The 24003-nt window shown below is 67.4% G+C and carries 29 protein-coding genes; 2 read left to right on the top strand and 27 right to left on the bottom strand.

Annotated features, from left to right (window positions below):
• Positions 1–15 precede the first annotated feature (15 nt).
• The 14 genes from BM436_RS19470 to BM436_RS19415 all read right to left on the bottom strand — a co-directional run bounded on the left by BM436_RS19470 (position 16) and on the right by BM436_RS19415 (position 7754).
• The gene (locus tag BM436_RS19470; protein WP_093557185.1) at positions 16–414 is read right to left on the bottom strand and encodes a hypothetical protein; all 399 of its coding nucleotides are present in this window, start codon (positions 412–414) and stop codon (positions 16–18) included.
• A complete protein-coding gene (locus BM436_RS36295; RefSeq protein WP_143133230.1) occupies positions 414–611 on the bottom strand; it encodes a hypothetical protein in 198 nt (65 codons plus the stop codon). The genes BM436_RS19470 and BM436_RS36295 overlap by 1 nt, the downstream gene beginning before the upstream one ends.
• Positions 608–955: a hypothetical protein gene (locus tag BM436_RS19465; protein WP_093557184.1), complete on the bottom strand. Its 348-nt coding sequence runs from the start codon at positions 953–955 to the stop codon at positions 608–610. Before BM436_RS19465 ends, BM436_RS36295 begins: the two co-directional genes overlap by 4 nt.
• Before the next feature lie 10 nt (positions 956–965).
• On the bottom strand, positions 966–1763 hold the full coding sequence (locus tag BM436_RS19460; protein WP_093557183.1) for a major capsid protein P2: 798 nt from the start codon (positions 1761–1763) through the stop codon (positions 966–968).
• Positions 1764–2070: 307 nt separating this feature from the next.
• Positions 2071–2763, bottom strand: a complete 693-nt coding sequence (locus tag BM436_RS19455) for a type IV secretory system conjugative DNA transfer family protein (RefSeq protein ID WP_093557182.1) — start codon at positions 2761–2763, stop codon at positions 2071–2073.
• Positions 2750–3247 carry a hypothetical protein gene (locus BM436_RS19450; protein WP_093557181.1) on the bottom strand — a complete coding sequence of 166 codons (498 nt, stop codon included), beginning with the start codon at positions 3245–3247 and terminating at the stop codon, positions 2750–2752. The genes BM436_RS19455 and BM436_RS19450 overlap by 14 nt, the downstream gene beginning before the upstream one ends.
• A gap of 7 nt (positions 3248–3254) precedes the next feature.
• The gene (locus tag BM436_RS36290; protein ID WP_143133229.1) at positions 3255–3602 is read right to left on the bottom strand and encodes a hypothetical protein; all 348 of its coding nucleotides are present in this window, start codon (positions 3600–3602) and stop codon (positions 3255–3257) included.
• A gap of 43 nt (positions 3603–3645) precedes the next feature.
• The gene (locus tag BM436_RS19445) at positions 3646–3879 is read right to left on the bottom strand and encodes a hypothetical protein (RefSeq protein ID WP_093557180.1); all 234 of its coding nucleotides are present in this window, start codon (positions 3877–3879) and stop codon (positions 3646–3648) included.
• 94 nt (positions 3880–3973) lie between these two features.
• Positions 3974–5845 carry a replication endonuclease gene (locus BM436_RS19440; protein ID WP_093557179.1) on the bottom strand — a complete coding sequence of 624 codons (1872 nt, stop codon included), beginning with the start codon at positions 5843–5845 and terminating at the stop codon, positions 3974–3976.
• Positions 5845–6609, bottom strand: a complete 765-nt coding sequence (locus tag BM436_RS19435) for a DNA adenine methylase (RefSeq protein WP_093557178.1) — start codon at positions 6607–6609, stop codon at positions 5845–5847. Before BM436_RS19435 ends, BM436_RS19440 begins: the two co-directional genes overlap by 1 nt.
• Complete coding sequence (locus tag BM436_RS37130) at positions 6606–6986, bottom strand: hypothetical protein (RefSeq protein ID WP_093557177.1); 381 nt, start codon at positions 6984–6986, stop codon at positions 6606–6608. Before BM436_RS37130 ends, BM436_RS19435 begins: the two co-directional genes overlap by 4 nt.
• A complete protein-coding gene (locus BM436_RS19425; RefSeq protein ID WP_093557176.1) occupies positions 6983–7177 on the bottom strand; it encodes a hypothetical protein in 195 nt (64 codons plus the stop codon). Before BM436_RS19425 ends, BM436_RS37130 begins: the two co-directional genes overlap by 4 nt.
• Positions 7174–7569, bottom strand: a complete 396-nt coding sequence (locus BM436_RS19420) for a hypothetical protein (RefSeq protein ID WP_093557175.1) — start codon at positions 7567–7569, stop codon at positions 7174–7176. Before BM436_RS19420 ends, BM436_RS19425 begins: the two co-directional genes overlap by 4 nt.
• Positions 7566–7754: a hypothetical protein gene (locus BM436_RS19415; protein ID WP_093557174.1), complete on the bottom strand. Its 189-nt coding sequence runs from the start codon at positions 7752–7754 to the stop codon at positions 7566–7568. The genes BM436_RS19420 and BM436_RS19415 overlap by 4 nt, the downstream gene beginning before the upstream one ends.
• Positions 7755–7988: 234 nt before the next feature.
• Between BM436_RS19415 and BM436_RS19410 the strand changes: the two genes are divergently transcribed.
• The gene (locus tag BM436_RS19410) at positions 7989–8303 is read left to right on the top strand and encodes a helix-turn-helix domain-containing protein (protein ID WP_093557173.1); all 315 of its coding nucleotides are present in this window, start codon (positions 7989–7991) and stop codon (positions 8301–8303) included.
• 769 nt (positions 8304–9072) lie between these two features.
• On the opposite strand, the gene BM436_RS19400 is transcribed toward BM436_RS19410, so the two are convergent.
• On the bottom strand, positions 9073–9792 hold the full coding sequence (locus tag BM436_RS19400; RefSeq protein ID WP_218164887.1) for a ThuA domain-containing protein: 720 nt from the start codon (positions 9790–9792) through the stop codon (positions 9073–9075).
• A gap of 64 nt (positions 9793–9856) precedes the next feature.
• Positions 9857–12541 (bottom strand): beta-galactosidase GalA, encoded by a 2685-nt coding sequence (gene galA, locus BM436_RS19395; protein ID WP_229490496.1) that lies wholly within the window; start codon positions 12539–12541, stop codon positions 9857–9859.
• 34 nt (positions 12542–12575) lie between these two features.
• Between galA and BM436_RS37960 the strand changes: the two genes are divergently transcribed.
• Entirely contained in the window at positions 12576–12983 is a 408-nt protein-coding gene (locus BM436_RS37960; RefSeq protein WP_229490494.1) for a hypothetical protein, read from the top strand.
• Between the two features lie 8 nt (positions 12984–12991).
• Here BM436_RS37960 and BM436_RS19390 read toward each other — a convergent pair whose 3' ends face one another.
• The 11 genes from BM436_RS19390 to BM436_RS19345 form a co-directional block, all read right to left on the bottom strand.
• Positions 12992–13558 carry an OmpA family protein gene (locus BM436_RS19390; RefSeq protein ID WP_093557169.1) on the bottom strand — a complete coding sequence of 189 codons (567 nt, stop codon included), beginning with the start codon at positions 13556–13558 and terminating at the stop codon, positions 12992–12994.
• Between the two features lie 48 nt (positions 13559–13606).
• Positions 13607–14965 carry a type VI secretion system-associated FHA domain protein TagH gene (gene tagH, locus BM436_RS19385; protein WP_093557168.1) on the bottom strand — a complete coding sequence of 453 codons (1359 nt, stop codon included), beginning with the start codon at positions 14963–14965 and terminating at the stop codon, positions 13607–13609.
• An 87-nt stretch (positions 14966–15052) separates the two neighbouring features.
• On the bottom strand, positions 15053–15214 hold the full coding sequence (locus tag BM436_RS37125) for a hypothetical protein (RefSeq protein WP_177307344.1): 162 nt from the start codon (positions 15212–15214) through the stop codon (positions 15053–15055).
• A 4-nt stretch (positions 15215–15218) separates the two neighbouring features.
• Positions 15219–16493, bottom strand: a complete 1275-nt coding sequence (locus BM436_RS19380; RefSeq protein WP_229490507.1) for a TIGR02270 family protein — start codon at positions 16491–16493, stop codon at positions 15219–15221.
• A 2-nt stretch (positions 16494–16495) separates the two neighbouring features.
• Positions 16496–17263, bottom strand: a complete 768-nt coding sequence (locus tag BM436_RS19375; protein ID WP_093557167.1) for a hypothetical protein — start codon at positions 17261–17263, stop codon at positions 16496–16498.
• A 21-nt stretch (positions 17264–17284) separates the two neighbouring features.
• Complete coding sequence (locus BM436_RS19370) at positions 17285–18205, bottom strand: type VI immunity family protein (RefSeq protein ID WP_093557166.1); 921 nt, start codon at positions 18203–18205, stop codon at positions 17285–17287.
• 12 nt (positions 18206–18217) lie between these two features.
• The gene (locus BM436_RS38515; RefSeq protein WP_093557165.1) at positions 18218–19078 is read right to left on the bottom strand and encodes a DUF4150 domain-containing protein; all 861 of its coding nucleotides are present in this window, start codon (positions 19076–19078) and stop codon (positions 18218–18220) included.
• A gap of 2 nt (positions 19079–19080) precedes the next feature.
• Positions 19081–20139 (bottom strand): beta-ketoacyl synthase N-terminal-like domain-containing protein, encoded by a 1059-nt coding sequence (locus BM436_RS19360; RefSeq protein WP_093557164.1) that lies wholly within the window; start codon positions 20137–20139, stop codon positions 19081–19083.
• The gene (locus BM436_RS19355; RefSeq protein WP_093557163.1) at positions 20136–21206 is read right to left on the bottom strand and encodes a DUF2169 family type VI secretion system accessory protein; all 1071 of its coding nucleotides are present in this window, start codon (positions 21204–21206) and stop codon (positions 20136–20138) included. The genes BM436_RS19360 and BM436_RS19355 overlap by 4 nt, the downstream gene beginning before the upstream one ends.
• A gap of 8 nt (positions 21207–21214) precedes the next feature.
• On the bottom strand, positions 21215–21718 hold the full coding sequence (locus tag BM436_RS19350) for a DUF6484 domain-containing protein (RefSeq protein ID WP_143133227.1): 504 nt from the start codon (positions 21716–21718) through the stop codon (positions 21215–21217).
• A gap of 20 nt (positions 21719–21738) precedes the next feature.
• The gene (locus BM436_RS19345; RefSeq protein ID WP_093557161.1) at positions 21739–23970 is read right to left on the bottom strand and encodes a type VI secretion system Vgr family protein; all 2232 of its coding nucleotides are present in this window, start codon (positions 23968–23970) and stop codon (positions 21739–21741) included.
• Positions 23971–24003 lie beyond the last annotated feature (33 nt).

Here is a 24003-nt window from a genome sequence, read left to right as displayed (position 1 = left end):
CGCTTTTGCTTGAGCTCATTTCAGCCGCTTCCCGAGTGTGTAGCAGTCGATCTGCCACCCCTGTTTCTGTAGTTTGCGCACCAGCCCCTTGCGGCGGGTGCACGTCGTGATGCGGTCGGCGCCGGCCGCCTGGTGCTCGACGTGCGGCAGCACGGCGGCCACCAGATCAACGCCGCGCAGGCCGCCGGCCGCCGCGACGATATGCAACTCGGCGCCGTTCGGGTGGTCGATCATCCGCAGGGCATAGCGCCCCACCACCTCGCCGCGCAGCACCACCTCGAACAGCTTGGCGCCGCGCATGCCCGCCTCCATGGAGCCCAGGCCGGCGCTGGTGTCGCGATCCGGCGTGTACGCGGCGGCGTAGGCCGCGCGGGCCTCCTCGTCCAGCACGCCCGGGCGCACTTGGGCCAGCATCAGCCGCGCTTCTTCAGCAGCACCACGGCCGCCAGGGCGGCCAGGGCGATAATCACCCAGGTGGTGCCCGTCATTTGGTTGCCTGCGAAGTTGACGGACCAGTCGCCGCTGCTGATGCCCGCGCTGCCGCCGCCGGCACTGCCGCCGGTCGCCGTGGCGCTGGACGACATTTGCATGGGTGGGAGGGACGGCATCATTTGGATTTCACCACGTAGAAGACGCCCGCGCCGATCAGCAGCCAGAACAGCAGGCGACTATCGGTCGCGCGCGCCTGGGCCGCCTGGGTCTGCACCGCGCGGATCGGCGCGGTGGCGACACCGGACATCTTTTGTTGATCGCGGACCATGGCGTAATTCATGGCCTTGTCGATGGTGCCGGCGAACCAGTTCGACAGCGCTGGGCTCACGTACTCGCCGCTGCCGGCGCCGGTCGGCGTGTACGTCGTCATCGGCGCCGCGCCCTGGCTGTTGTCGGCGTAGACGCCGCCGTAGGTTTCCGGCTCCCAGCCGGCCGCCGTAAAGAGTTCGCCCCATTCGTCCATGGTGCCCTCCTTAGGCCAGGCGCTTCATATCGTCCACGTAGTCGATATAGCACTTGAGCGTGTCGGCGGCGCTGGTGGTCAGGCGCAGCAGGCACTCGTTGACGCCGGCCGTGTTCAGCATGTTCATCATGTTGCCGTCCATAATGAAGTCCAGCACGACAATGCCGGCCTGCGGCACGAGCCGGTTGCGCTTCTGCGCGAATTCGATCGATGCTTTCTTGGCGCGGATACGCGGCGTGGCGTTGGTGCGCAACTCCACGGCGGTCACGTTGGGGGCGTGCAGCCAGATCCGCTTGATCAAGCCGCCATTGATCGCCACAGGCAGCATGATGTCGTTTTCGCCGACGTTGGGCAGCGGGACGTTGAAGTCCTTGCGGCGCAAGATGAACGGGTTTGGGGTCGGCTCGCGGTACTCCGCTTCGGCCTTCATGACGCTGCCGCCAGGCGCAGCCGCCTTGATCTCGATTTCGAAGACCAGGGACGCCAGCAGGTTGCGCGGCACGGCCGACAGGTATTGGGCAGCGGCGCCGCCGCGCGTGTTCGGCTCGGTGAAGTCGATGGTCAGCACGGAGTCATCCACGAACAGGCCGTGATAGGCATCGCGCACGCCAATCAACGAGCCGTCGTCCACGAAGAAGGTCACGCCGTTGGCCTTGCCTTCGATACGGCCGATGTGGGCCTTGGTCAGGCCGCCCGACAGATTCAGGTGAATTTTGTCGAAGGTGGCGAAGTAGGACAGCTTCAGCACCGCCGTGGCGCCTGGCACGACGTTTTGCAGGTCGATCTGTTGATCGTAATTGGAACTCATGTTCTCTTCCTTGGTGTGGATTTCGGGCGGCGCCGCTGCTTCGCATGTTGCAGCGTGCGGCTTGTCGGCCTGGCCGGCGCGGTCAGACGCTTACGCGCCTGGCAGGTAGGCGCCGACGACGGGAATCTTGTATTTCGACTGCACGAGTCCCACGACGGCGTAGGCGGCCAGCGCGATCAGTGCGGTATGGATCATGGCTTTGTTCATGATGGGGTCCTGTAATTGGGAGGGGTCTGTTTGTTCAACAGCCCCGATCCTGCCCGCGTGGCGGCGGCGAGGAAAGGGGCTGTAACCGTACCCGTTACCGTTACAGGGATTTGTTGATGCCGCGACGTACAGAAAGGTCGGGATTTTTGTGGAAAAAGTGGAAATTGGGCAGTTCGCGCAGTTGATCCATTCCCTTTTTCGCCACGGTTTTGCCGGTGTCGCCCGTCGCATACGCCGTTTGCAGCCGCAGCACGTCGGCCATCACCTTCGCGTCGTTGTCGTAGTTGACGCGGTAGCAGCGCACCTCGGTGCAGTTGCCCATGAAGTCCTTGTCGATGTTCGCCGGCCGCTGGGCCACGCCGATGATGGTCAGCCCCCGGTGCCGGCCTGCCGTGGACAGCTTGCGCCAGGCCGGAGGGGACCACGACGGCATGGTGACGCCCGACAGTTCCTCCACCAGCAGCTTGGTCGCTGGCTCCATTTCCCAGGCGATGCGGCAGAAGCGGTCGAACTGCAGCTTTACCGCCGCCGCGTCGCCGGTCGGCACGTACACGATGGCCTTGGTCCCGGCCTGGACCTGGGCCACCAGTTCGGAGATTTTGCCGCGCACCACCACGCCGCCCGAGAAGCCGGCGTAGTCGTCCGTCTCCTCCAGCGGGGACCACACCAGCAGGCGCGGGAACTTCTTCAGCAGTTCGCCCTTGATGTAGCTGCTCTTGCCGGTGCCGCTGGCGCCGATCACCGCCACGATGTCGGCCTTGTTGCGGGTGCCGGCCGTCTTAGGCGGGGACACTGAAGCCCCCGGGCGCCTGGTCCATCGGTCCCCGCGGCTGACTCGCCTCCGCCGGCTCGCGCGCGGGCTCGGCCTGCACCGGCCGCTCGCGCTCGACCTTGTCGCGGCGCGCCTTGATCGCGAAGTAGGTCGGCAAGACCAGCGGCACGGAGGCCGCCACCAAGGCCAGTTCCGGCCCGATGACGGTGGCCGCGTCCCAGCCGTATTTCTCGGCCACCATCGCCATGGCGCCGCCCCACTGGTAGCACGCCTTCGGGTTGTAGGCCTCGCGCAGTTCCGGCATGGCGATGGACAGCAGGCCGCCCAGCATCAGCGGCAGTTGCGCCCAGGCCTCGGCGGGGTCGATGCGCTCCAGCTCCGGGTGCAGATTGGCGTGGTCGGCCTTGGCCTGGGCCTGCTCCTCGAATCCGGCCTCCAGCGCGATGCGGTCCAGCGCACTCAGTTCTTCGGGCTGTCCGCCCTGGTTGTCGTTCTCGTTTTCCATGGTGGTCCTATTTCGCTAAAAGTGGTTGGAACCAGCCCGGCTTCGGGGCTGGCTTCGGGGGTGGCGTGGGCGCGGCGGTCGGTGCCGGTGGTGCTGGCCGCGCGGCCGGGGCCGCCGGCGGGGCTTCGGTCGGTAAGGGAACCGGCGGCGCTGTCGCTGCCGGTTCCCTTACCGTTACCGTTACAGGCCGCATCCGGTCGCGCAGCTTCTTGTCGCGGAACGCGTTGCGGGTGAAGACCTGGGCATTGCAGTCCACGCAATGGATGTAGGCTTGGTCGTTCTTGTCTTCCTTTACCTCGGCGTCGCCGAAGCCGCAGACAGGACATTCCACATGGCCGATTGCTGTTTTTTTCATGGTGTCGTCGTCCCGGGCGGCCGGCGCGGCGCCGCCCTGCTGGTTACTTTTTGCCGGCGGCGGCCTTGCGGCGGCCCGCTGGGGCCTTTTTCTTGGCCGGGATGGCCGCAGGCTTATCCGTGGCCTCGTTCGCGTCGTGGTGGCCCGCGTCGTCAGCCGGCGCGGCCCTCTCGATCACACCGATCACGTGGCAGGTTTGCGCCGTGCACTTGCCGCCGTCAGCGCCTTTCAGGTATTCCGCCATCATTTCCGGCGGCACGTAGGGGTTGCGGTTCATTTCAGGGCTCCTTTCAAGGTTTCCCAGTTCAGCTGCGCCGCCAGCTTCCGAAGGAACTCCTTCGCGGGCCCTGGCAGATATAGCCCGTACTGCTTCACGAGCGCGATGGCTTCGCGCTCAAGTTCGGTTGGTTCCATTGCTTTTCTTTCAATGAATTTTGGAGTTCGGGCACATTCCAGGGGCCGTGGAACTCCGGGTTATAGAGCCTGTCTAACGACTCCAGGACACTGATAGATTCGTTAAATCGCTTGCTCAGGTTCTCAAAATCGCCGCGCGTACAGTTATTGACACGAGTCCAAGCGGGGGCTGCGCCCCCTTTCGACTGGCCGCCGCCCCGGACGATGATTTCCCACTGGTGGCGCGCCGACTTCACCACCCAATTCAACAGGCGCGTGCCGAAGACGATGCCGTCGCGGTATTCCTGCTCCACCACCGTCACCAGCCCCACCGGCTTGGCGGGCAGCGGCTCGCCGTAGCGCCCCGTGCCGCCCTGGTCCTCCTTCAGCACCTTGATGCGGTAGTCGCGGCCGACGAAGACGCCGCCCTGCGCCTTGGTGTACAGGTCCCAGGCCACGGACTGCCCCTCCGGCCCGTCGCCCTCCATGGCGGCCACCTTGTTGCAGGCGCGGTGCGCCAGCGCGACGTGCGCGGGCGCATCGGCCGGCAACTCCTTCACGCGGCGCGCCTCGCGCCACGGCGTGACCGGGGCGCCGCCGATCTGCTGGAACTGGCGGATGCGCCAGGTCGCGGCCCAGGCCTCCACGCGCCGGCATGTCTCCAGCGCGGGATTGCCATACAGGTCCTCGCCCACGCGGTAGCCGTCGATGTTCTTGCTGATGTACTTCGCCAGGTAGGCGGCGGCGCTGCCCTTGCTCCAGTCGATCCGCTTGCTGTTGACGCGGTGCTGCTGGGCGCCCGGCTCGTTCGGCGAGTCGGCCAGCGCGTAGCGGCGCACCACGCGATGCAAGTGCGCGCGCGCCGATCCGCCCTTGAATACTGGATCGAAGAACAGGATCATGTGCCAGTGCGGCGTGCCGTCGTGGTTCGGCTCGGCGATGCGGAAGCCGTATCGCTGCAGCCCATCGCGATCCAGCTTGGAACGCAGAAGCCCCCACATCTTGGACAGGTAGCGCTGCGCCTCGTCGGGCTTGGTGCCGTCGTAGCGCGGGTTCTCCACCACCCGGCCGCCGGCCACCGTGCGCCACTTGTGCATGCGGCTCGGGCAGGTGATCGTCAGGAACAGGCCTTCGTGCCCGAACTCGCGGGCAATGCGCTCAAACCCGGCCAGGCGCGTCATCAACTCGCCGCGCTTGATGGCCGGATTGCTGACGCTGACGGCCACTAGCTGGGTCAGCGTCATTTCCTGGCCGATCTCGTTTCGGGCCTTCGTGGCGTCCAGCATGGCGGCGTTGCGGCGGTTCTGCTGCACGCGGCACGCCACGGACTCGTTGCTGACGTACACGTCGCGCGTGCGGTTCACGTAGCCAATGCTGATGGCCGCCGCCTCCACGGCGTTCGCCTGCGCGCGGCGCAGCCGGCGGCGCCACCACATGGGGCATGTCATGCGCGCGATGGCCGCGCTGTCCGTCATCCTCTTGTTGCGGATCGGGGGCTTCACGAAGCTGGCGCGACACGCGCCCTCCATGGCCGCGCGCAGCGTCTCCACCTGATGGAACGCGCTCGCCAGGTCGGTGCAGTTGCGGGCGCACTCGTCGGCCCGCGCGCAGATATCGGCGTCACTGGCGTCCAGCGGCAAGGACGTGGTGCGCAGGCTGTCCAGCGTTTCGGCCAGCCAGTAGGCGGCGCCGCGCGTGGCCTCGCCCTCGGCGCCCAGGTCGGCGGCGTTGTAGGCGTTGCGGCGCTTCTCCCAGCCCCGGAACAGGCGCCCCTGCCAGCGGCGCGGGAGCGGCGCGACTTTCGCAGCGGCCCATTCCGGGTTTGCCGGGTGCTGGTCGCGCGCGAGCATTACCTGGCGGCCTCGCAGGATTCGGCGATGCTCGAGCGCGGTCGACCATCGCCATTTTTGCCGGCGGCGGCCGCCTCCAAGGCCTGCATCGCCGAAAGCAGTGCGGCGCGCTCGAGCGCCGGTAGCTGCTGCAATCGCTGGACCCAGCGATGCACCTTGCGCTTGATGCGCTCGCGCTCGCGGAAGTTGGATCCGGCATAGCCATAATCGGCGAGGGCCGCCGGCGCCTCGTAGTTCATCCACACGGATTCGGTGCGCACGCCGCCGCGCGTCATGGCCTGGAAGTCGACGCGGCGCCAGCCTGCGGCCCGGGCCGCCTCGTCGTAGATGGCGTTGCGATACCCGGACAGCATGAAGCGCACGCCGCGATTGGACATCGCCACAAGTGCCGATATCAGATCCCGGTGATCCTCATCGGACATTTCGTGCGCGTAGATGGCCTTCTTCGTGCGCGTGCTGAGGACATACGGCGGGTCCAGATAGACGAACTCATCACCCACCCACGGATATGACGAGAGCCACGGTACCGCATCGACATTTAAGGTGGTGGTGCCGGCATGCTCGTCACGACCGGCGATGGCCTCAAACAGCGTCCGCGCCTGATCAAAGTCGCGCTCGACCAGAATTGACGATGCTGCAGGAGCCTTGCGGAAGTAGATGTTGGCGCCGCCGGCAAACGCCTCAATGTAGACGCGGTGCGGCGGAATCAGGTTGATGATGGTCTGGTAGACGCCCGCGCCACCCTTGCCGCCCGGGTACTTCACAGCGTCACCAGCGTGGCGAGCCAGGCGCGCATGTCGCTGACGGCGGATCGCAGCATCACCTTGTCACGCTCGGTCAGGTCGCGGTTCGCCGCGGTGACGACTTCCGGCGGCAGGCCGGCGGCGCGCACCAGCATGCGGCGATAGAGTTCGGGCAGCGCTGACCAACTCGCGGCGGGCGCGGCGGCGCGGCGCTCGGCCTCGCGGCGCTCCACGCACACGGAGGCGCGCAGCGCGGCCAGGGCGCGCAGGCCGGCCTCGGTCTTGGGGGCCGGCGCCGGCAGTTCGGCCGGCGCGTGGGATGGGTGGTAGACATCCGGCACGATGTACCGGGCCTCGGTGGGGCAGAAGTCGCCCAGGTCGCGGTCGGCGTCAATCATACCGCCGCCGCGATGGTTGGTACGCGCGGCATCCGCGTCAACTTGTCGGCCGCGACGTAGGCAACCAAGCCCAGAAAGCAGATGGCCGCCAACTGAGGATGGGACAGCACGGCGGCCATGGCTTCAACGGCCTCACGCTCTTCCTTGGTCATTTTCGCCGGTTGCGGCGCACTTTTGGAGAGGTCGATCATGCGGCCGCCCGGTCAAGAGCTTCCATAATCACGCCCCAGCGCTTGCTCAGCGCCGATAGCGCATCGGCCCCCTCGCCAAAGCCCACAGACGCAAACTCGCAACTCACGTCATCAAGGGAATCCACCTTTTGACGGACCAGGCACGCCAGGTTGCGCACGTCGCCCCGGTCCAGGCCCTGGACTGAAAAGGTGTCGCTCATGCGGGCCACCTTGCCGAGGGCGGCTTGCAGGTCGGCCAAGCTGCGGCGCAGGCCATTCGCGACGGCTACGTCTTCAGCAGCCTCCGCCTTATGTATCGCGTGCCTCAGACCGCACTCCTCGGACGTGATCGCGGCCAGCACAGCCAGGTGTTCGGCCCTCGTGAGGGCCGTCGCATTGGACGTGGCGCTCATTCTGTCACCTTGAGGAGCGCGGATTGCACGTCGGCCAGCAGCAAGGCGATGGGGCCGGCCGGGATTTCATCGGGCTTATCGAGCATCCGGCTAAGTCGCGTACGGCGATCCTCCAGCGCGAACTGCACGGCCAAGAACTCGCCGCGTGTAAGCGTGAGTATTTTGTAATCTTGTGTAACAGACATGGTGGCCTCCTCAGGCTTGTTTTCGGTCCTCAGGCGAAGGGTCGGGCGGACCGGACAGCGCCGGAATGCCTGAGGAGGGACGGAGATTTCCGCCCGACAAGCGGAGAATACGCTCAGTCCTGAACGTACGTCAAGACCAAAACGCGTTTGGACCTGAACGCTTGCACATGTTCAGCCCTTGAACTATTCTTCGGCCATACCGTCTTAACTGACGGCTTGCCCTGAGGAGAGCAAATGAACACCCTGGAATATTTGGACGCCGTTAAGGCGGCACGCGGCATTGCGTCTGATTACGCCCTTGCCAAGGCGCTGAACGTGCGCCACTCGACCATAAGCAGCTATCGCGCCGGCCGCAGCCGCATTGACGATGATGTGGCCCTGACCATCGCGCAAATCCTGAAATTGAACCCGCTGGAAGTGATTGCGGCGGCGAACGCTGAACGAGCAAAAACGCCTGAAATGCGCGCTCGGTGGATGGATGTTTTTGAGGGTTTTCGGGCGCTGTTGCTGCACGCTAAATCGGGCCGGGGCCACTCCCCCGCCTGGTAGCAACAGTCAAAAATTTAGCCTGATGACAAAAATAATTTATATTATGTCAAATCATATTCGTATGAACGCCCCTGCGGCGGACAGCATTGGCATGGCTGAAATGGATGTTTGGGGAAACTGCGCCGCGACCGGCAGCAAGCTAACAGATCGAGTACTTCACGCTTTGAGATGCCCTGCATCGGCATCGCCCGCCAAGCGAGCCATCAAACGCGCCCTGGATGCGGCAAAGGCAGCTCCATGAGGTTGCAAAGGAGTTGGCCGCAAGCCCCTTCTACTTCGGGCAGTAGCGGCATGCTTAAACGGCTGCTTGGTCCGACTGCACTGCAACCGGCAACAGGCCAGTATCTCGCGCTTCGGGACGCCCTCAAGCCACCGCCATCCGCGACTTCATTGCGGCTTCTTGGCCTTTGCGGGCTTGTGCGCAGTCTTCGCAATGGCCCTTAGCGTCGGCGGGCTGGCGAACAGCCAAGGTACGCATGAGCTCGACAGCTTGGGCCTCATCGCGATGGTCTGGCAGACAAGTCCCCCGGCTGGTTTTGTTTTCTTGGATAGGCGCCGCAGTTACTTCCAAAGCAATTACTGGAGGTTGCGGTGGACGTTATCTTTGCTTGCGTGACAGGTTCTCCATTGTAGATTCGGTAAAATCGCCATAATGATTGCATCTGTACTGTAGATTAAATATAGTCGACATTATATTCTGTAATATCGATTTAAATAAAAATAACAGTTGTTTCTCAATATGCCCCAAGAGGTTGGCGGGCATCGCCCGCTAATCCGCCTTGAAGGTGCGGCCGGTGGCCGCCCAATAAATCCCGCCATACAAGTGATGCAGGAAAACCGGATCGCCATAAGTGGCCGGCAGGTGGCCGAGCGCGGTATAGAACGAGCGCCCGTGATCGTAATGCTGGTACCAGCTGACCGGGTGAAAGCTGCCCATGCCCTTGCTTGACTGGTCGCCCGGCTTGTAGGTGCTTTCATCGACCGTCAGCAGGTATTTCAACTGGTCCGAGCGCGGCGGCCCGAACTGATACCATTCTTCAGTCGCGAGCGAGCGCGGCGCGAAGCGTTCCATGCCGGGGAAATTGCGCTCCTCCACCTTTAAGACCGCCGTCTGCACGGCCGGATGCCTTTCGAACATCCGGCCCACCAGCCTGGTGTACCACGGCCACCCATGCTCGGTATCGGCCGCGCTGTGCACACCGACAAAACCGCCGCCCGCCTGGATATAGCGCTCGAACACCGCTTGCTGGCGATCGTCCAGCACATCGCCCGTGGTCAGCAGAAAAATGACTGCCTGGTATTTGGCCAGTTCCTGGTCGTTAAAGACGCGGCCCGCATCTTCCGTCCAGAACACCTTGAAGTCGTGCAGCCGGCCCAGCTCCTGCACCGCTGTGACGCCGGCATGGATCGATTCGTGGTGCCAGCCGGCGGTCTTGGAAAACAGCAGCACATTGAACTGCTCGGCGTGGGCGCTGGGTATGGCTGCCATGCTGAAACAGGCGAGTATAGCGGCGAGGGATGATTTCATCGGTGTGATTGGCAAGACGAGGGGTTTAACTGATCGACCAGAGACGCACGACGCCGCTCAATCCATGCGCCTGCCCCGCTTTCACCGGGCACAGCACGCTAACGCGGAACTTGTCGAGCCCGGGCGGGAAGGCCATCTGCAGCGGCCCGGGGGCGTCGGTGGTCTTTTCGCCGATTTTCCTGCCGTCGATGAAGACCTGGCACGGGCCGGTCACCTCGACAAATTCCAGCCTGCCGCCGTGCTTGCGCACGCGCGAAAATAACCAGCCCTCGGCGGCGTACAGCACGTAGCCGGTCTGCTCGGCCGGCTTGGCTTTGGTGCCGGGGGTGATCCAGCCCCACGAATTCATGTCGGTGCCGCCGGCGCGCAGGTTGGGGTCGATCGGGGCCGGGTCAACCGGCGACGAGCGCCAGCCGCCGATGCTCTGCACCGGCTGGGAGGTGGCCTGGTAGGCCCACGGCTGGGCTTTGCGCACGTCGACATGGAGCACGCCGGTTTTGAGGCCCGGCGCGCTGGCGCTCAGTTTGAGGGTGCCGGCCGTGCCTTCGCGGGTCTGCACGATCACCTGGGCTAGGCCGTTGAACAACGCGCGGGTGTCGCCTTTCTCGCTGGTGATGTCGTTCGGATCGCCATTGCCCAGGCCGATGATGTCGCCGCCGTCGGCCTTGAACACGATCTGGTGCTGCGCCAGCGGCACATGGCGGCCCTTGGCGTCGAGCGCTTCGACCTTGAAGGGCTGGGCGTCGAGGCCGTCGCCGAGCATGAAGCCGCGGTCGGGGGTAAGCTTGAGCGCGACCGGTTCGCCGGTGGTCTCGATCTCGAAACGCTTGGCGACCTTGCCGCCGCGATAGCCCACCGCCGACAGCTTGCCGGGCGCATACGGCACCTGCCAGCGGTTCATCTCGTAAATGTCGCCCTTCTGGCGCCCGTACGAGCGCCCATTCAGGAACACTTCGACTTCATCCATATTGTGCAGCGCCATCACCATTATAGGCTGCCCTTCCCTGCCGGCCCAGTTCCAGTGCGGCGCCAACTGCAACACCGGTTCTTTGCGCCACTGTGCCTGGTGCAGCCAGAAGGCGTTCTTTTCGAAGCCGCACAAGTCCATGATGCCGAAGAATGAGGAATTGGACGGCCATTCGTACGGCGACGGTTCGCCGTGATAGTCGAAGCCGGTCCACACGAAGGCGCCGGCCACGTAGGGCTTCTCGGCTATGGCTTTCCAGCCGACCCGGTGGGTGGTGCCCCAGGAGGCGGCATCGTCGTCGTAGCTGGCGAAAATGTGCTTCTCGGGAACGGTCAGGTAGGCGCCGCGCGTCTGGTAGCCACAGACGTCTTCGGACGAGGTCATCGGCACATTCGGGAATTTCTGGTGGAACGCCTCATAGGAGGGGTACTGGTAGTTGAAGCCGGCCACGTCGACCGCCTGGGCCGCGTTGACGGGCTCGAACTGGCCGAAGTTCATGGCCGCGGTGGTCGGGCGCGAGGTGTCTAGCGCGCGCACGGCGGCGGTCATGCGGCGCACCATTTCATAACCCTGCTCGGTGCCCTGGGACGGTTCCTCGTTGAACACCGACCACAGGATGATGGACGGGTGGTTGCGGTGGCAGCGCACCAGCCAGATCAACTCTTCCATGTGTTCCGGCGCGGGGTTGAACATACGGTTCTCGTCCATCACCAGGAAGCCGAGCTCGTCGCACAGTTCGTAGAAGCGCTTGTCCTGGGCGTTGTGCGCGCAGCGGATAGCGTTGACGCCCAGTTCCTTGAGCCGGCGCAGGCGGTAGTCGAGCACGCCGTACGGCACGGCCACGCCGACGCCGGCGTGGTCCTGGTGGATGCACACGCCTTGCAGCTTGACATGCTGGTCATTGAGGAAAAAGCCGCGCTCGGGGTCGAAGCGCTGGGTGCGGAAACCGCAGCGGGTGGTGACTTCGTCGAGCAGCTTGCCGTCCTGCAGCACGCGGGTGCGCACACTGTACAGATTGCGTTCCTCCAGGCTCCACAGGTTTGGAGAGTCCACGCGCATGCTGCCGTTGACGACCTGGCGCGCCAGCACGCCGACCTCGGCCGGGGCGCTGAACCGGGCCACGGTCTTGCCGGCGGCATCGATCAGGACGCTCTCGACCTGGACCTGCTGGGCACGCTTGCGGATGTTGTACAGCGTTACTTCGAGCGGAATGCTCCACCGGCCGTCGGCGAAGACCGGGTGGGCGAAGACGCCGTCGGTGACGATGTGCACCTGCTCGCGCTTGACCAGCCAGGTGTTGCGGTAAATGCCGGCGCCTTCGTACCACCAGCCTTGCATGGCGACGGCGTCGGCGCGAATGACCAGGGAATTGAGCGCTTCGCCGTAGGTGGCGAACGGGGTCAGGTCGATGTAGACGGAGTTGTAGCCGCTCCAGACGTGCCCCACCTGCGAACCGTTGAACCACACCGTGGCCAGGGTCGAGATACCGTCGAGCTGCAGTTCGATGTGCTTGCCGTGGTCGGCCTCGTCGAGCCGGATCAGGCTGCGGTACCAGCCGATGCCGCGCTTGCGGTAGCCCTGCGACACGTTGGCGCTCTCCTCGGGCAACTGGAAGCTGGCGAAGTCGTGCGGCAACGTGACGCTACCCCATTCGGAATCGTCGAAGTCGGGGGCGGCCGCGCCACCGGCCATGCCGGCCTTGGCGTTGGCGTACGTGGAGCCGTGGCCGCGGACGGTCGGCATGGGAATGTCGCCTTCATGGAAACGCCAGCCCTTGTTGAGCGACACCACGGCGCGCCCGGGTGTGGAAGCAGACCGGGATTGGACTGTGGCCGCGTACGCGGCCGATTGGCCGAAGACCGAGGTGGTGGCAAGCGCGCCGGCGCTTTTGAGAAAGTCGCGTCTGTTAAGCATGGTTATCCAGGAAAATGAATGCGGCTTCCGGTTTCAAGCCGATTGTGGGGCGAACGGCAACTTGATAGGCCGGGTGCGCATACAGCTCTCCTTGTGCGTGGAAAAGTACCGCCGCCGGATACGCGGCCAATGGCACGCAATGCTACCTGCTCGCGTCATTGGCGCCATTACGAAATTCAACAGTTCAGCTTGCGAAATCGTTCAGGCGAAAAAAGGCGGTGCGCCCCCTGCCGGGATGCGCACCGCGCGGAACCGGCGCGTCAGTAGCTGAAGAAGAGATTACTGGCCCAGATTCACGATCGTCACGCGCCGGTTCTCGGGGGCGATCGGATCCGCCTTGTTCATCAATTCGGTGTCGCCTTTTCCGACCGCCTGCAGGCGCTGGTCTTCGACGCGCTCGTTCCGCACCAGGTAGTTGCGCACCGATTCGGCGCGCAACTGGGACAATCTCAGGTTCGCCGCCGGGCTTCCACGCGGATCGGCATGGCCCTGGATGGCGAAGCGGAACGCGCCCAGCTTGTCCGAACGCAGCGCCTCCCCCACCACGTTCAGCATGTGCTTCGCGCGCGCGGTCAAGGAGGCGGAGTTGGTCTCGAAAGTGATCAGCAGCGATGCGCTGGGCCGCGTCGCCCCTGCCCCCGCCCCCGACGGCGGCGCGTCCTCGGCGTCGACACGGATGCTGCGTGTGAGCACCGGCGCTTCCGCGGGCGACGCCGGCGTGAGGGCCTCGATCAGCGCCCCTTCCGTGAGGTCCTGCTCGTTCAGGACCTTGGCGGTCGTCTGCGCCGTGGCGGGAAGCGCCAGGGCCAGGGCGGCCAGCGCGGCCGCGTACCATATGGTTTTCATGGGTCACCTCGCGTAAGCATGTTTGACCGCGATGCCGGGCGAAAGTTCTCAGTTCCGGCCGGGTTGCGCGCCGTGATCCAGGCGATCAAGCTGGGCCTCGTAGGCGCGCACGAATTCCTTGCCGAACAGCGCATGGAAGTCGTCCTCGGCCTCCCGGGTCAGTTCCTTGTAGAGCTCGCCGAACAGGTCCCACAGCCGGGCCTTGCGGTTCATGGGCAGCAGCGCGTCGAGCACGCCGTTCGCGCTCAGGCGGCGTTCGAGCTGGGCCGGATCGAAGCGGTGCAGCAGGCCGTCGAGCGCGGTGCGCATGCCGGCCATGACGCCGAACTGGTGGGCGCGCAGGTCGGCGCAGGCGTCCTCGATCGCCGCCACTGGGTCCATGAAGCCCTGCCCGCGCGGCGCCAACAGATGGCTCAGGGCCGCTTCCACGCTGGGCGAGAACTTCAGCGGGTTGTTTTCGCGCGGGACGATCATCGTGACGGCCGCCTGCACCTCGCGCTTGATCAGCGCGCGCGCCAGCAGCAAGTCCAGCGTGCCCTGGGTGGAGGCGCGCAGCAACTGGCCGAGGGTGTGCATCATCGCGGGTGTGAGTGGCGTGCGGAGGTCCAGGTCGGGCACGCCGGCTCCCGCCAGGAAGGCGCGCAGCAGGTCCGCGTCCGGCGGAACGGCCGGCATGGGCGTCCGGTCCGCCGGCGGCGGTTCGCTGGCCGGGGATGGCGGCGGTGGCGCGAAGGCGGCGTGGATTTCCAGCGTGTCGTCGCGTTGCGGGCCGGGAACGGGGCGCGGCGCGGGATGGACGCCCATCGCCACCAGCGGATCGAGACTGGCCCCCTGCCCGTCCCCCATGCCGGCCGGTTCGCCGAGCGGGTGGCCGCCGCCGAAGGGATCGGCGGCCTTGGCGGGGTCGAGGCAGAACAGGTGGTCGATGCTTTGGGAGGACGGTGGCGCCGGGGCGCCTTCGTCGGCGGGCAGTCTGGATGGCGGCGGCTGGCGCGCCGGGGCGGCGCCGGTGAACGGGTCGGTGTCCGCCGGCCCGAAGATGCCGAGCGGATCGTCGAAGGCGGCGGGACGGGGGGCGTCAGCCTTGGCCGGATTGTCCGCCAGCACTTCCAGGACGTAGGAGCCGATCTCAAGGCGGTCGCCGCCGGCCAGGCGGGCGTCGCAGCCCTTGCCCAGCGGCAGGCCGTTCAGGATCAGCGGGGAGGATGTGCCGAGGTCGCGGATCACATAGCCGCCGTCGCGATACGCGATCGTCGCGTGGGTGCGGGAGATGTGCCGCTCCGGGTCCGGCAGCACCAGCGCGTTGCCGTCGGCGCGCCCGATCGTGCCGCCCGCCTGGTCGAAATCGGCCCGTAGCGTTTGCGCCGGCGGCGCCCCGTTTACGGAAATGGCCTGGATGGTGATCATGTGTCCTCCCCGGCCGCGCGGCGCGGCCTAGTAGCTTGGACCGCGCCCGGCCCGAAAAGGGTCACTGGGGGTGTAAAAAAAGACTGTTCACCGCAGCCAAAGCCACGCGCTGATCGCCGCGAACATGCAGCCCACCAGGAGCCAGGTGGCGCTCGGCGGGGCGATGCGGCCCTTGTCGCGGCGTATCCGCCACATCGCGGCGAGCAGGAAGGCGGCCGCCGCGACGGCGAGTATGGTCCGGGCGTGCACGCGCTCACCCCATCTGCCGTAGCCAGCGCCGCTGGCGCCAGGCGGGCGCGCCGGTGGGGAACAAGGGCGTGCCGGGCGCCAGCAGGCACAGGTGTTCGGCGGCGTCCGCGCGCTGCCGCTGGCAACCGTCGCGCAGCACTTTCGCGCAAAGCCCGATGGTGACGGGCTCCCCCATGAAGTGGCGCGCGCCGGGCGGGTAGCGCTGGCGGCCGGCCTCCCACCACGCGTGAAGCTTGGAGGGATCGGGCCAGGGCAATCCCTCGTCCTCGTCCATGGCGACGTTGTCGTCGGCGGGATCGTCGCCGGGGCCGGGTGTGGCGTCCCCGGGCCGGGGACGGTCGAAGCGCAGGTGGCTGAGGCCCAGGTCCAGGCCGGTGATCAAGGAGAAGGCCTCGCCGGCGGCGCGGTCCAGTTTTGGGTCATGCATTTGGCTCAGCAGCCATCGGACGTACGAGGGATCGCCAACCAGTCCGGCGCCGGCGATGAGCAGCCGCCGCTGCGCCGCCTGCTGCGCCAGCGTCTGCAGCAGGCGGTGCGCTTGCGCGGGCTCGACCGCTTTCAGCGCGAGGCGCAGCGCCCGCGCCTGCCATGGGCCGGCGCGCGTGGCGTGGCCGGCCAGCGCGCCCAAGGCCGGGCCCCGGTCGCCGCACAGCACGGCCGACCACGCGGCCCAGAAATGGGGGGCGGGACCGCCCTCCCCGGCCAATTCGGCAAGGCAGGCGGGCAGCAGGTCGCGCCGCCCGCATTCCCCGACGGCGCGCAGGGCGCGCGTGCGCAAGCCGGGATCGGCGTCGGCCAGTGCCGCGCCGAGCGCGGGCCCGGGGTCCACCCGGTGCATGACGCAGGCGCGGATCCCGACCGTGCGCTGGAAGGCGTTCGTGGCGGCCAGCATCAGGTTGATCGTGCCTTGCAGGTATTGCGCGGAGACCCAGCCGAAGGCGGCGATGAATCCGGGCAGCGTGGCCGGGCGGGCCTGGACCAGCAGTTCCAGCTTGTCCAGTCCGGGCCGGTCGCGCTCTTCCAGCGCGCGCACGGTGGCGAGGAACAGTTCGCCCGGGCCGGGATCGCGCAGCGCGGCCGCGCAGACCGTCGCGCCGAAGTCGCCGGCCTCGGCCATGCCGTCGAGGTGGGCGCGCAGGCGTTCGTCATGCCGGTCCAGGCCGTGCAGCTTCACGCCCGGCGCGGCTATCAGGGTGCGGCGGTTTTGCCACAGCGAGGCCGTTTCCTGCGCGTGTATATGCACGATGGAGGCGATGACGGCGTCGCGGTCCGGGTCCATGCTCACCCGATCTCGACCGAGACGATGGCTTGTGCGCGGACGTGGAAGGCGCAAAGCAGATTCAACAGGCCGTCGATGGCGGCTTCCGGATCGGCGCGCAGTTTGAACACCGCCCATTCGATGGTGGTGTCGTAGGTGTCGATGGCGCCGTCCGGTTCGATGTAACTGTCCGCCGGGTCGATGGGCGCCAGGCCGTAGCCGCCGCGCAGGATGGCCTCGACCCAGACCGCCAGCGAGCGGTTCAGCAGCGCCTCGTTGGCCGGCGACAGTGGCGCGGCCAGCGAGATCAGCAAACTGTAGCCGCCGCCCTCGGGCTCGAGGTCGTCGAGGGCGAACGGCAACGGCGCGTAGGCGCGGGGATAGCTGGATTCGGGCAGCGTGGACTGCGCCAGCGGAATCGGCGACGGATCGCCCGGGTGCAGCACGGCGACGCCGCGCACTGGGACGCTGTGGTGCGCGGCCAGCAGCAGGTGGCACAGCACCAGCCATGCCTCCTCGGCCAGGAGGCACGGGTGGACGTCGAAGCGGAAGTCGCTGTCGTCGTTCAGCGGCGTGGGCACGGGCGTGAACTTGGTCTCCCAGGGGGCGGCGCCGGCCCCGCCCAAGGCGCCGGTGGCGGCCAGTTGCGCGAACAGTTCCATCGTGCGCATCACCACGCCCGCCCGGTCCGGCGCCGCCGTCTGGATGTGGATCGCCACCGGCTGGCCGGACGGGCCGGCACCGGGGGAATGGGTGCCGCTGAACGGCAACCGGTAGGCGGTGGCGATCATGGCGGGCCCTTAGCGGCGCTGTCAATCCAGGAAACGGCGCTCCCAACGCCGCAGCAGGTCCTCGTCGAAGTCGGCGAAATAGGACAGCAAGTCGATTTCGCCGAATTTGGTCACCGGCTCGAGCAGCCGCGCCACTGCGCGCAGCAGCGGGGTGTCCTGCCGCCGGTTGGTGTCGCCCAGTTCCGGTATGGCGCCCGCCCGGATGACGACGACGCCCTCTTCGTCGCGCACATCGATCGGCGGCGGCAGCGCGGCGCGGATCGCGGCGATGCCGCGCAGGCGCCGCGTCAATTCGGGGCCAAGCAATGTTATCCACCGCGCGCCGCGCGTGAGGCCGCCAATATCCAGGCGGGACATCCGATTGATTTCGACGTCATAACCGGGATGGCGCAGCGCAATTCCTTTCGCCGACGCGTATCCGAAATCCAGGTCGGTGGCGCTGGTCACCAGCGCCGGAGCGCAATAGCCGTAGTCGGGCTGCAACAAGCGCGCCATGGCGAGGACCAGCTCGAATGTGCGTTCGGTCTGGCCATTCTCGGCCATGGCGGGCGGGAACGTCATCTGCACCCAGGTGCGCGCCTCTGGAAACCTCTCGTCCCTGGGGCCCCCCGCCACCGTGAAACTGTACCGTGGCGCCGCGTCGGCCGCGTCGTTGACCAGGATGGCGGTGCGCTTGCGCTTGCCGACGCCCGGCGGCTTGAGGGAGTCGCGCATGCGCTTCATGAGGGCGGGCGTGAGCTCGCGCCATTCCTCGGCGGTCGCGCTGACGACGGCCCATGCCAGGGTATCCGCCGGGATCGCCTCCACAAAGAGGTCCAGCGCCGCGATGAGCCCATCGCTTAGTTCGTCCAGCGCCCTGCCGGAGAAAAAGGCGAGTGTGAGACCGTCGCGCAACAGGACCAGGCCGGTGCTTCGATCCACTTTCTCGATATGGCCACTCATCGCGCTCGCTCCCTAGCAAGTGTCCCGCGTCTTGGCGCCGACACAATGCGCCTCTTTGCGCTCGGCAGGCCAGCGCCTGTATTTTCCGCGCGCGCCTATCACTTTGATCTTACGCCCAGGAAAGCGGTCCTTATACTTTTGCAGTTGGGTGTCCGACATGTACGGACGCCTGTCGCAGTTGAACTTGAAGTCGAGGATGTGCGTCACCCTCCCCTTGGAATTGGTAATCTGGACATCAAGGCGGCTGGCGTCGTGGCCGCGTTTCGCGGGGTAGAATTTCTCCGCTTGGACATTCTCCCATTTGCCCTTCGCCTTCCTCCGGTTGATGGCGTCCTCGCAGCATTTGTGCTTGTGGGTGCCGCGCTTGGTACAGTTCGCACCCTTATTCCTCGACTTGCAGTCGACGGCCTTGTTGCAGCAATTCGCGATCTTCTGCAAGGGCTTCGGCGCGACACCGACCGGCACCTGCAGATTGCCCGCCAGGTCCACGGTGTTTTCGTGGTTCTGGAATTTCTTGTCGGTGAGCCGGCAGGCGTTCTTGCCCTCCATTTTGACGTCGAAGGAATACAGGATCCAGGTCGATTCCTTCATGAACGTGCCGGACTTGACGCCGCCGGCGACGCCCGGATTGTCGCCGTTCGACAGCGCGTACTCCGAGCCCTTCACGGCGATCATCATGCCGCCGTCGGCCTTGACGGTGCTGGTGCCCTTGTCCAGCGTGGCGGATTGCGAGATGTTGGGATACGGTATCGGCACGGGGCCGCCCGGCGACGGGGTCTTGCACACGTCCGGAAGGGTCGCGATCGAGACGCCGTTGCTGCCCTTGTGGACCAGCGAATTGACGACGCCGTTCACTTTGATGGTGACTGGCATGGTCAGGCCCTTCCATCCGTGGCCAGCAGCGTGGCGCCGCGCTCGCCGCCGTCCGAGCTGGCCCAGGCGCAGGCGACATGGCCCCGGGCGTAGGCCTTGGCGCCGGCCACCGCCGCCAGCATCAGGTGCAGGGGCGCGCTGGCGGCCGCGACGTCGCCCCAGCAATCGGCCGGCGCCGTGAAGTCCGACGCGGATTCGACCCATGACCCGGCGCGCAGCGCGGCGAAGCCGTACTCGTCCGCCCGGTGCGGCTCGCCGTTCAAGTCGCAGTACACGTCGCTGACGCGGACGCCGCCGGGAAGATGGCGCAAGGCGTCCCGCAGGGCCCACGCCAGTCCCTCGCCGGTGTTGACCGCGCGCGCGGCCACGGTCCTGGTTTCGAACGCCGTCCCCACGCCCAGCAGGCGCGCGGCGGACCGCGAACGCGGCGAGCGGGGGACCGTTGCGCCGGCCACCAGCAAAGCCGCCGCGCCCTCCCCCGGGATGATTCCCCAGGCGTTGTTCAGCTCGCCGGCGCCGTGCAGCCGGTCGTTTTCCTCCAGCCATTCCAGCGTTTCGGGCGCGAGATAGGAGTCGACGCCCGCCACCACGCAGGCGTCGAGCTTGCCGCTGTCCAGCTCGCGCATGGCGGCGGCCAGCGCCAAGTGGCCGGCCGCATGGTCATGGGGAAACGCGGCCATGGCGGCGAACGCCTGCCCTTGATGCGCGCGCAGGGCCGCGAGCAGCGACGCCGGCGCATCGTCGGCCAGGCCGGGCCTGGGAGCGGGCAAGGCCAGCGACAGGCCGATCCGCAACGCGCCGCGCCGCGCCTTGTCGATCGCCTCCAGCGCCTGGGCGATCGCCGGCCACAGCAACGCCGCCAGCCGGTCCGCGCCCGCCAGGCCGATGTCCAGCCACGGCGCGGCGGCCACGCGCATGGGTTCGCCCTGGGTGTCGAGCATATAGGGGTGCTCGATGAAGCCGCTCACGCCGGCCCGCACGGCCGCCGCGCTGGACCAGGCGTTGCGCCCGACGGGGGTGCTGGCGCCGAGCCCGATGACGAACCAGGGGCCGGCGCTCATTGTTCGTCTCCCCCATCCCACTCATCCTCCGCCGCCGTTGCAGGGAGCGGACGGTCCGGGTTCAGGCTGGTCTTCAGCGTGACGATCGTGCGGTCCAGCTTTTGCACCTTGAAATGGCAGGGCAAGGCGGAATGCCACACCAGCGACACCCGCGGGAAGTCCGGCTCGAGGATCACGCCGTGCAGCTGGCGCTGCCGATGGAACTCGTGGCTGCCGTCGTAGAAACGCGTTTCGAAGCCCAGGCGCAGCCTCGGCAGCCGGAAACGCAGGCTGCCCCCGGGCGACAGGTTGACCAGGGCGGCGGCCTCGCCGCCGGTCAGGAAACCAGGCGCTTGCTGGTCGAGCGGAGCGTACTGGAAGAAGCGCTCGTCGAAGTCCTCCGGCGGCAAGGGATAGCGCTCCCGCAGCCAGCGTTCGTCGCAAGTGCCGGCGTGGGCGGCGCGCGGCTGCCAGTGGCTGGCGAGCGGACCGAAGCCGGCCGGTGGCGGACGGTCGCTCCAGGAGCCGATCAAATGGTCGGGCGCCTCCACGTTGGGCAGCGCCGTCCCGTCCAGGTGGTCCTTGCGCACCGCGTAGCCGCGGCCGACCGGGTTGCGCCAGTCCCAGTCCCGCCCGGGATCGGGGGAAAGCCGGTCGACGCCGCCGAACGCGCGCTCGTACACCAGCGGCATTTTCGTGAAGGACGCGGGAGCGCCCGGCCCCAGCGCGCCCCAGGCGCGGTCGCCGAACACGCGCAGGCGCTTGCTGACGCCGCCCACCCGGAAACCGACGTCGAGCGCCGTCACGGGCCGCCCTTCGGGCGCCCAGGCGTGGCCGAGCACGACGATGTCGGTGCGGCGCTTGGCGGGCACCAGGTCCGCCTCGTAGCGGATGCTGCTGGCGCCGGGTTCGCCGAGGTATTCCGGCGCGCGCAGCACTGGCGGCTGTTCCGCCGCCACGGAGGTCGAGCCGTCGGCATGGATGTCGAAGGTGGCCTTGACCGCCACCAGCCACACTTCCGCGCCGTCGCGGTCGCGCGCCCAGCCGCGCTCGGCGGCGAACGGCGTCTCGTTGTCGACCTCCCACATGGCCCCTCCTAGTTGATGTCGACGGCGGCGCCCTTGATCTTGTTGTAGCCGGACGAGCGGCTCAGGATGTAGCTGCCCCTGATCAGGACCTTGCCCGCGCGGGTGAGCGTGAGGCTGGCGTCGCCGCAGCGCAGCACGATTTCCCGCTCGGCGCTGATGAGCAGCCTGTCGTCGTCGACCTGGACCTGGACCTGGAGCGGCGGCCAGGCGTCGGCGTCGGCCGTTACGCCGGTTTCCCCGGCGTCCCGCCGCAGCACGCCGAGGATGATGGGCCGGGCCGGCGCGCCGCCCTCGAACACCACCACCACCTCCATGCCGATCTGCTCCCGCCGCAGCGGGACGGCGGACCGCGCGGCCACGATCTGCCCCGGCAGTCCGGGCACGCCGCAGACCACCGGATCGTCCTCGAGGCTGAAACCCACGAAGCGCACGACCGCCGCGCCCGCCTCCCGGGCCTGGGGCGGCGCCGGCGCGTCCTGGCCGCGCCGCCCGTCTATCACCAATTGTTCCATGCTTCCTCCCGCCGCCGGCGTCAGTTGATGCCGACCTTGCTGCCCTTGACCACCACGTCGCCGCCCGCCTTCACGCTGACGCCCCCCGAGCCGTTGATGGAAATGTCCTTGCCCTTGATCTGGATGGTGCCGTCCTTTTTCATGGTGATGCTCGCGGCGCCGGTCGTGATGGTGACCGAGTCGCCCGCGTCGATGACGAGCTTTTTACCCACGCGCAGCGCGTCGTCCTCGCCCACCGAGGCGCTGCGGCCCTTCGCCACGGAGCTGGACTGCGCCCCGCCGATGTCCTCGCTCATGTCGGCGCCCACGCTGACGCTCTGGGCGTCGCCGACGTTGACGGTCTGCGACGCGCCCACCGTCACCAGTTGCAGCGCGCCGATCGTCACCTCCTGCGCCGCGCCGACCGTGATGGTCTCGTTCACGCCCACGCTGTGGGTGCGCTGCAGCGCCACGGTGGCGGTCTCGCTGGCGCCCACGGTGACGCCGCGGTTGCCCCCAATGGCGATGGTTTCGTTCGCCCCCACCGTCTCCGAGCGGTTGGCGCCGATGGCGATCGTCTCGTTGGCGCCCACCCGTTCGGAACGGTGCGCGGCGATGGTGATGGTCTCGTTGTTGCCCACGGTCTCGCTGCGGTCGCGCCCCACGCCGGTGGCCTCGTCGCGGCCGATGGTCTTGCCGCGGTCGCGGCCCACGGCGTGCGCCTCGTCTTGTTCGACCGAGATGTCCTGGTTGCGTTCCGCGTGCAGGTAGACCTGCTCGGCGCCCGTCTTGTCCTCGAAGCGCAGCTCGTTGGCGTTGGCGCCGCCGCCGCCCTTGGACGAACGGCTCAGCATGCCGGTGCGCGTCATGTTGGCGGGCAGCGTCCAGGGCGGCATCTGGTCGGCGTTGTAGACGCGGCCGGTGACGATGGGCTGGTCCGGGTCGCCCTCGATGAAGTCGACGATCACCTCCTGGCCGATGCGCGGGGTGGCGATCATGCCCCAGTTCTTGCCGGCCCAGGGGTGCGACACGCGGATCCAGCAGGAGCTGTTTTCGTTCTTTTGGCCGTAGCGGTCCCAGTGGAACTGCACCTTCACGCGGCCATAGCGGTCGGTGTGGATTTCGTCGCCGGCCGGGCCGACCACCACGGCGGTCTGCGGTCCCCGCACCAGCGGCGCCGGGGTGAGGCGCGGCGGCCGGAATTGCTGGCCGGCGCCGAGCGCGGTGAATTCGCAGGCGCAGTCGGTGCCGGGCGGCTCGTCGCCGTCGCCGCCTTCCTGGCCGCTTTCGTAGCCATTCTGGACCAGCCGGTAGTCCACGGCGGTCAACAGGTATTCGCGGTTCTGGTCCCCGCGCGGCTGGCCGGTGAGCCGGAACAGCGCGCCGGCGGCCAGCCCGCGCGCGTTGCTGGCGCCTTGCGCGGTGTCGAAGCCGGCCTGCATCTCGTCCAGCCTGGTGTCGGCGTATTGCTCGCCGTCGGCGCTGTCCAGGTGCGGGCCCGGGTAGTCGTAGACCTCGTAGTCGTCCAGCGCGTGGCCGCGCGCCTGGGCGGCGCGCGCCGCCAGGCTGGCGCCGGGCCGTTCGAAGTCGTAGGCGGTGGTGGCGTAGCGGCCCGGCTGGATCTCGCAGGCGCGCAGCCAGCGGTTGATGTATTCCTGTCCGGGCCGCGCGGCGCGCGCCACGTCGATGAAGGGCAGGCTCTCGTAGCCCGGCGCGCCGCGGTGGGCGCCTGCGCCGTCGGCCAGCACCATGGTGTGGCGGCCATCGGCGTGCGTGAAGTAGTAATACATGCCCTCCTGTTCCATCAGCCGGCTGACGAAGTCGAAGTCGGTTTCGCGGTATTGCACGCAGTAGCCGCGCCGGCGGTAGCGGCCGCTCAGCTCGTCCTTGATGTCGGCGACGCTGTGCTCGCCGCACACGCGCTTGACGATGTCCGGCGCGCTCAGGTCCTGGAAGATGCGGCAGTCGGCGGTGCGGGTCAGGAACCACAGCCAGGGCCGCACCGTGGCCTGGTAGGCCTGGTAGCGGCCGTGCGTCCCCGCCTGGCGGAAGGCCGTGACGTAGCCGTTGAAGTGGCGCACCCGCCGTTCCGCCAGTTCCAGCTTGACGGTGACGTTGGCGCCGAGGATGGCGGTGGGGGCGATGTCCCCGCGCTCGCTGAGCAGGTCGATCTCGAATTCGCTGAGCCGGCCCAGTTCCTCGCGCGCGCGCATGCGGTGGAACAGCAGCGCCTCGTCGCCCAGCGGAGTCGTGATTTCGATCATCCTGCGCATACCGCAACCCTCTATGGTGAGGCCGTACTCCGA

It is taken from the genome of Pseudoduganella namucuonensis (assembly GCF_900116645.1).
Classification (GTDB): domain Bacteria; phylum Pseudomonadota; class Gammaproteobacteria; order Burkholderiales; family Burkholderiaceae_D; genus Rugamonas; species Rugamonas namucuonensis.
Note: the sequence above shows the minus strand (reverse complement) of the source record. Positions and strands in the feature narration are given on the sequence as shown.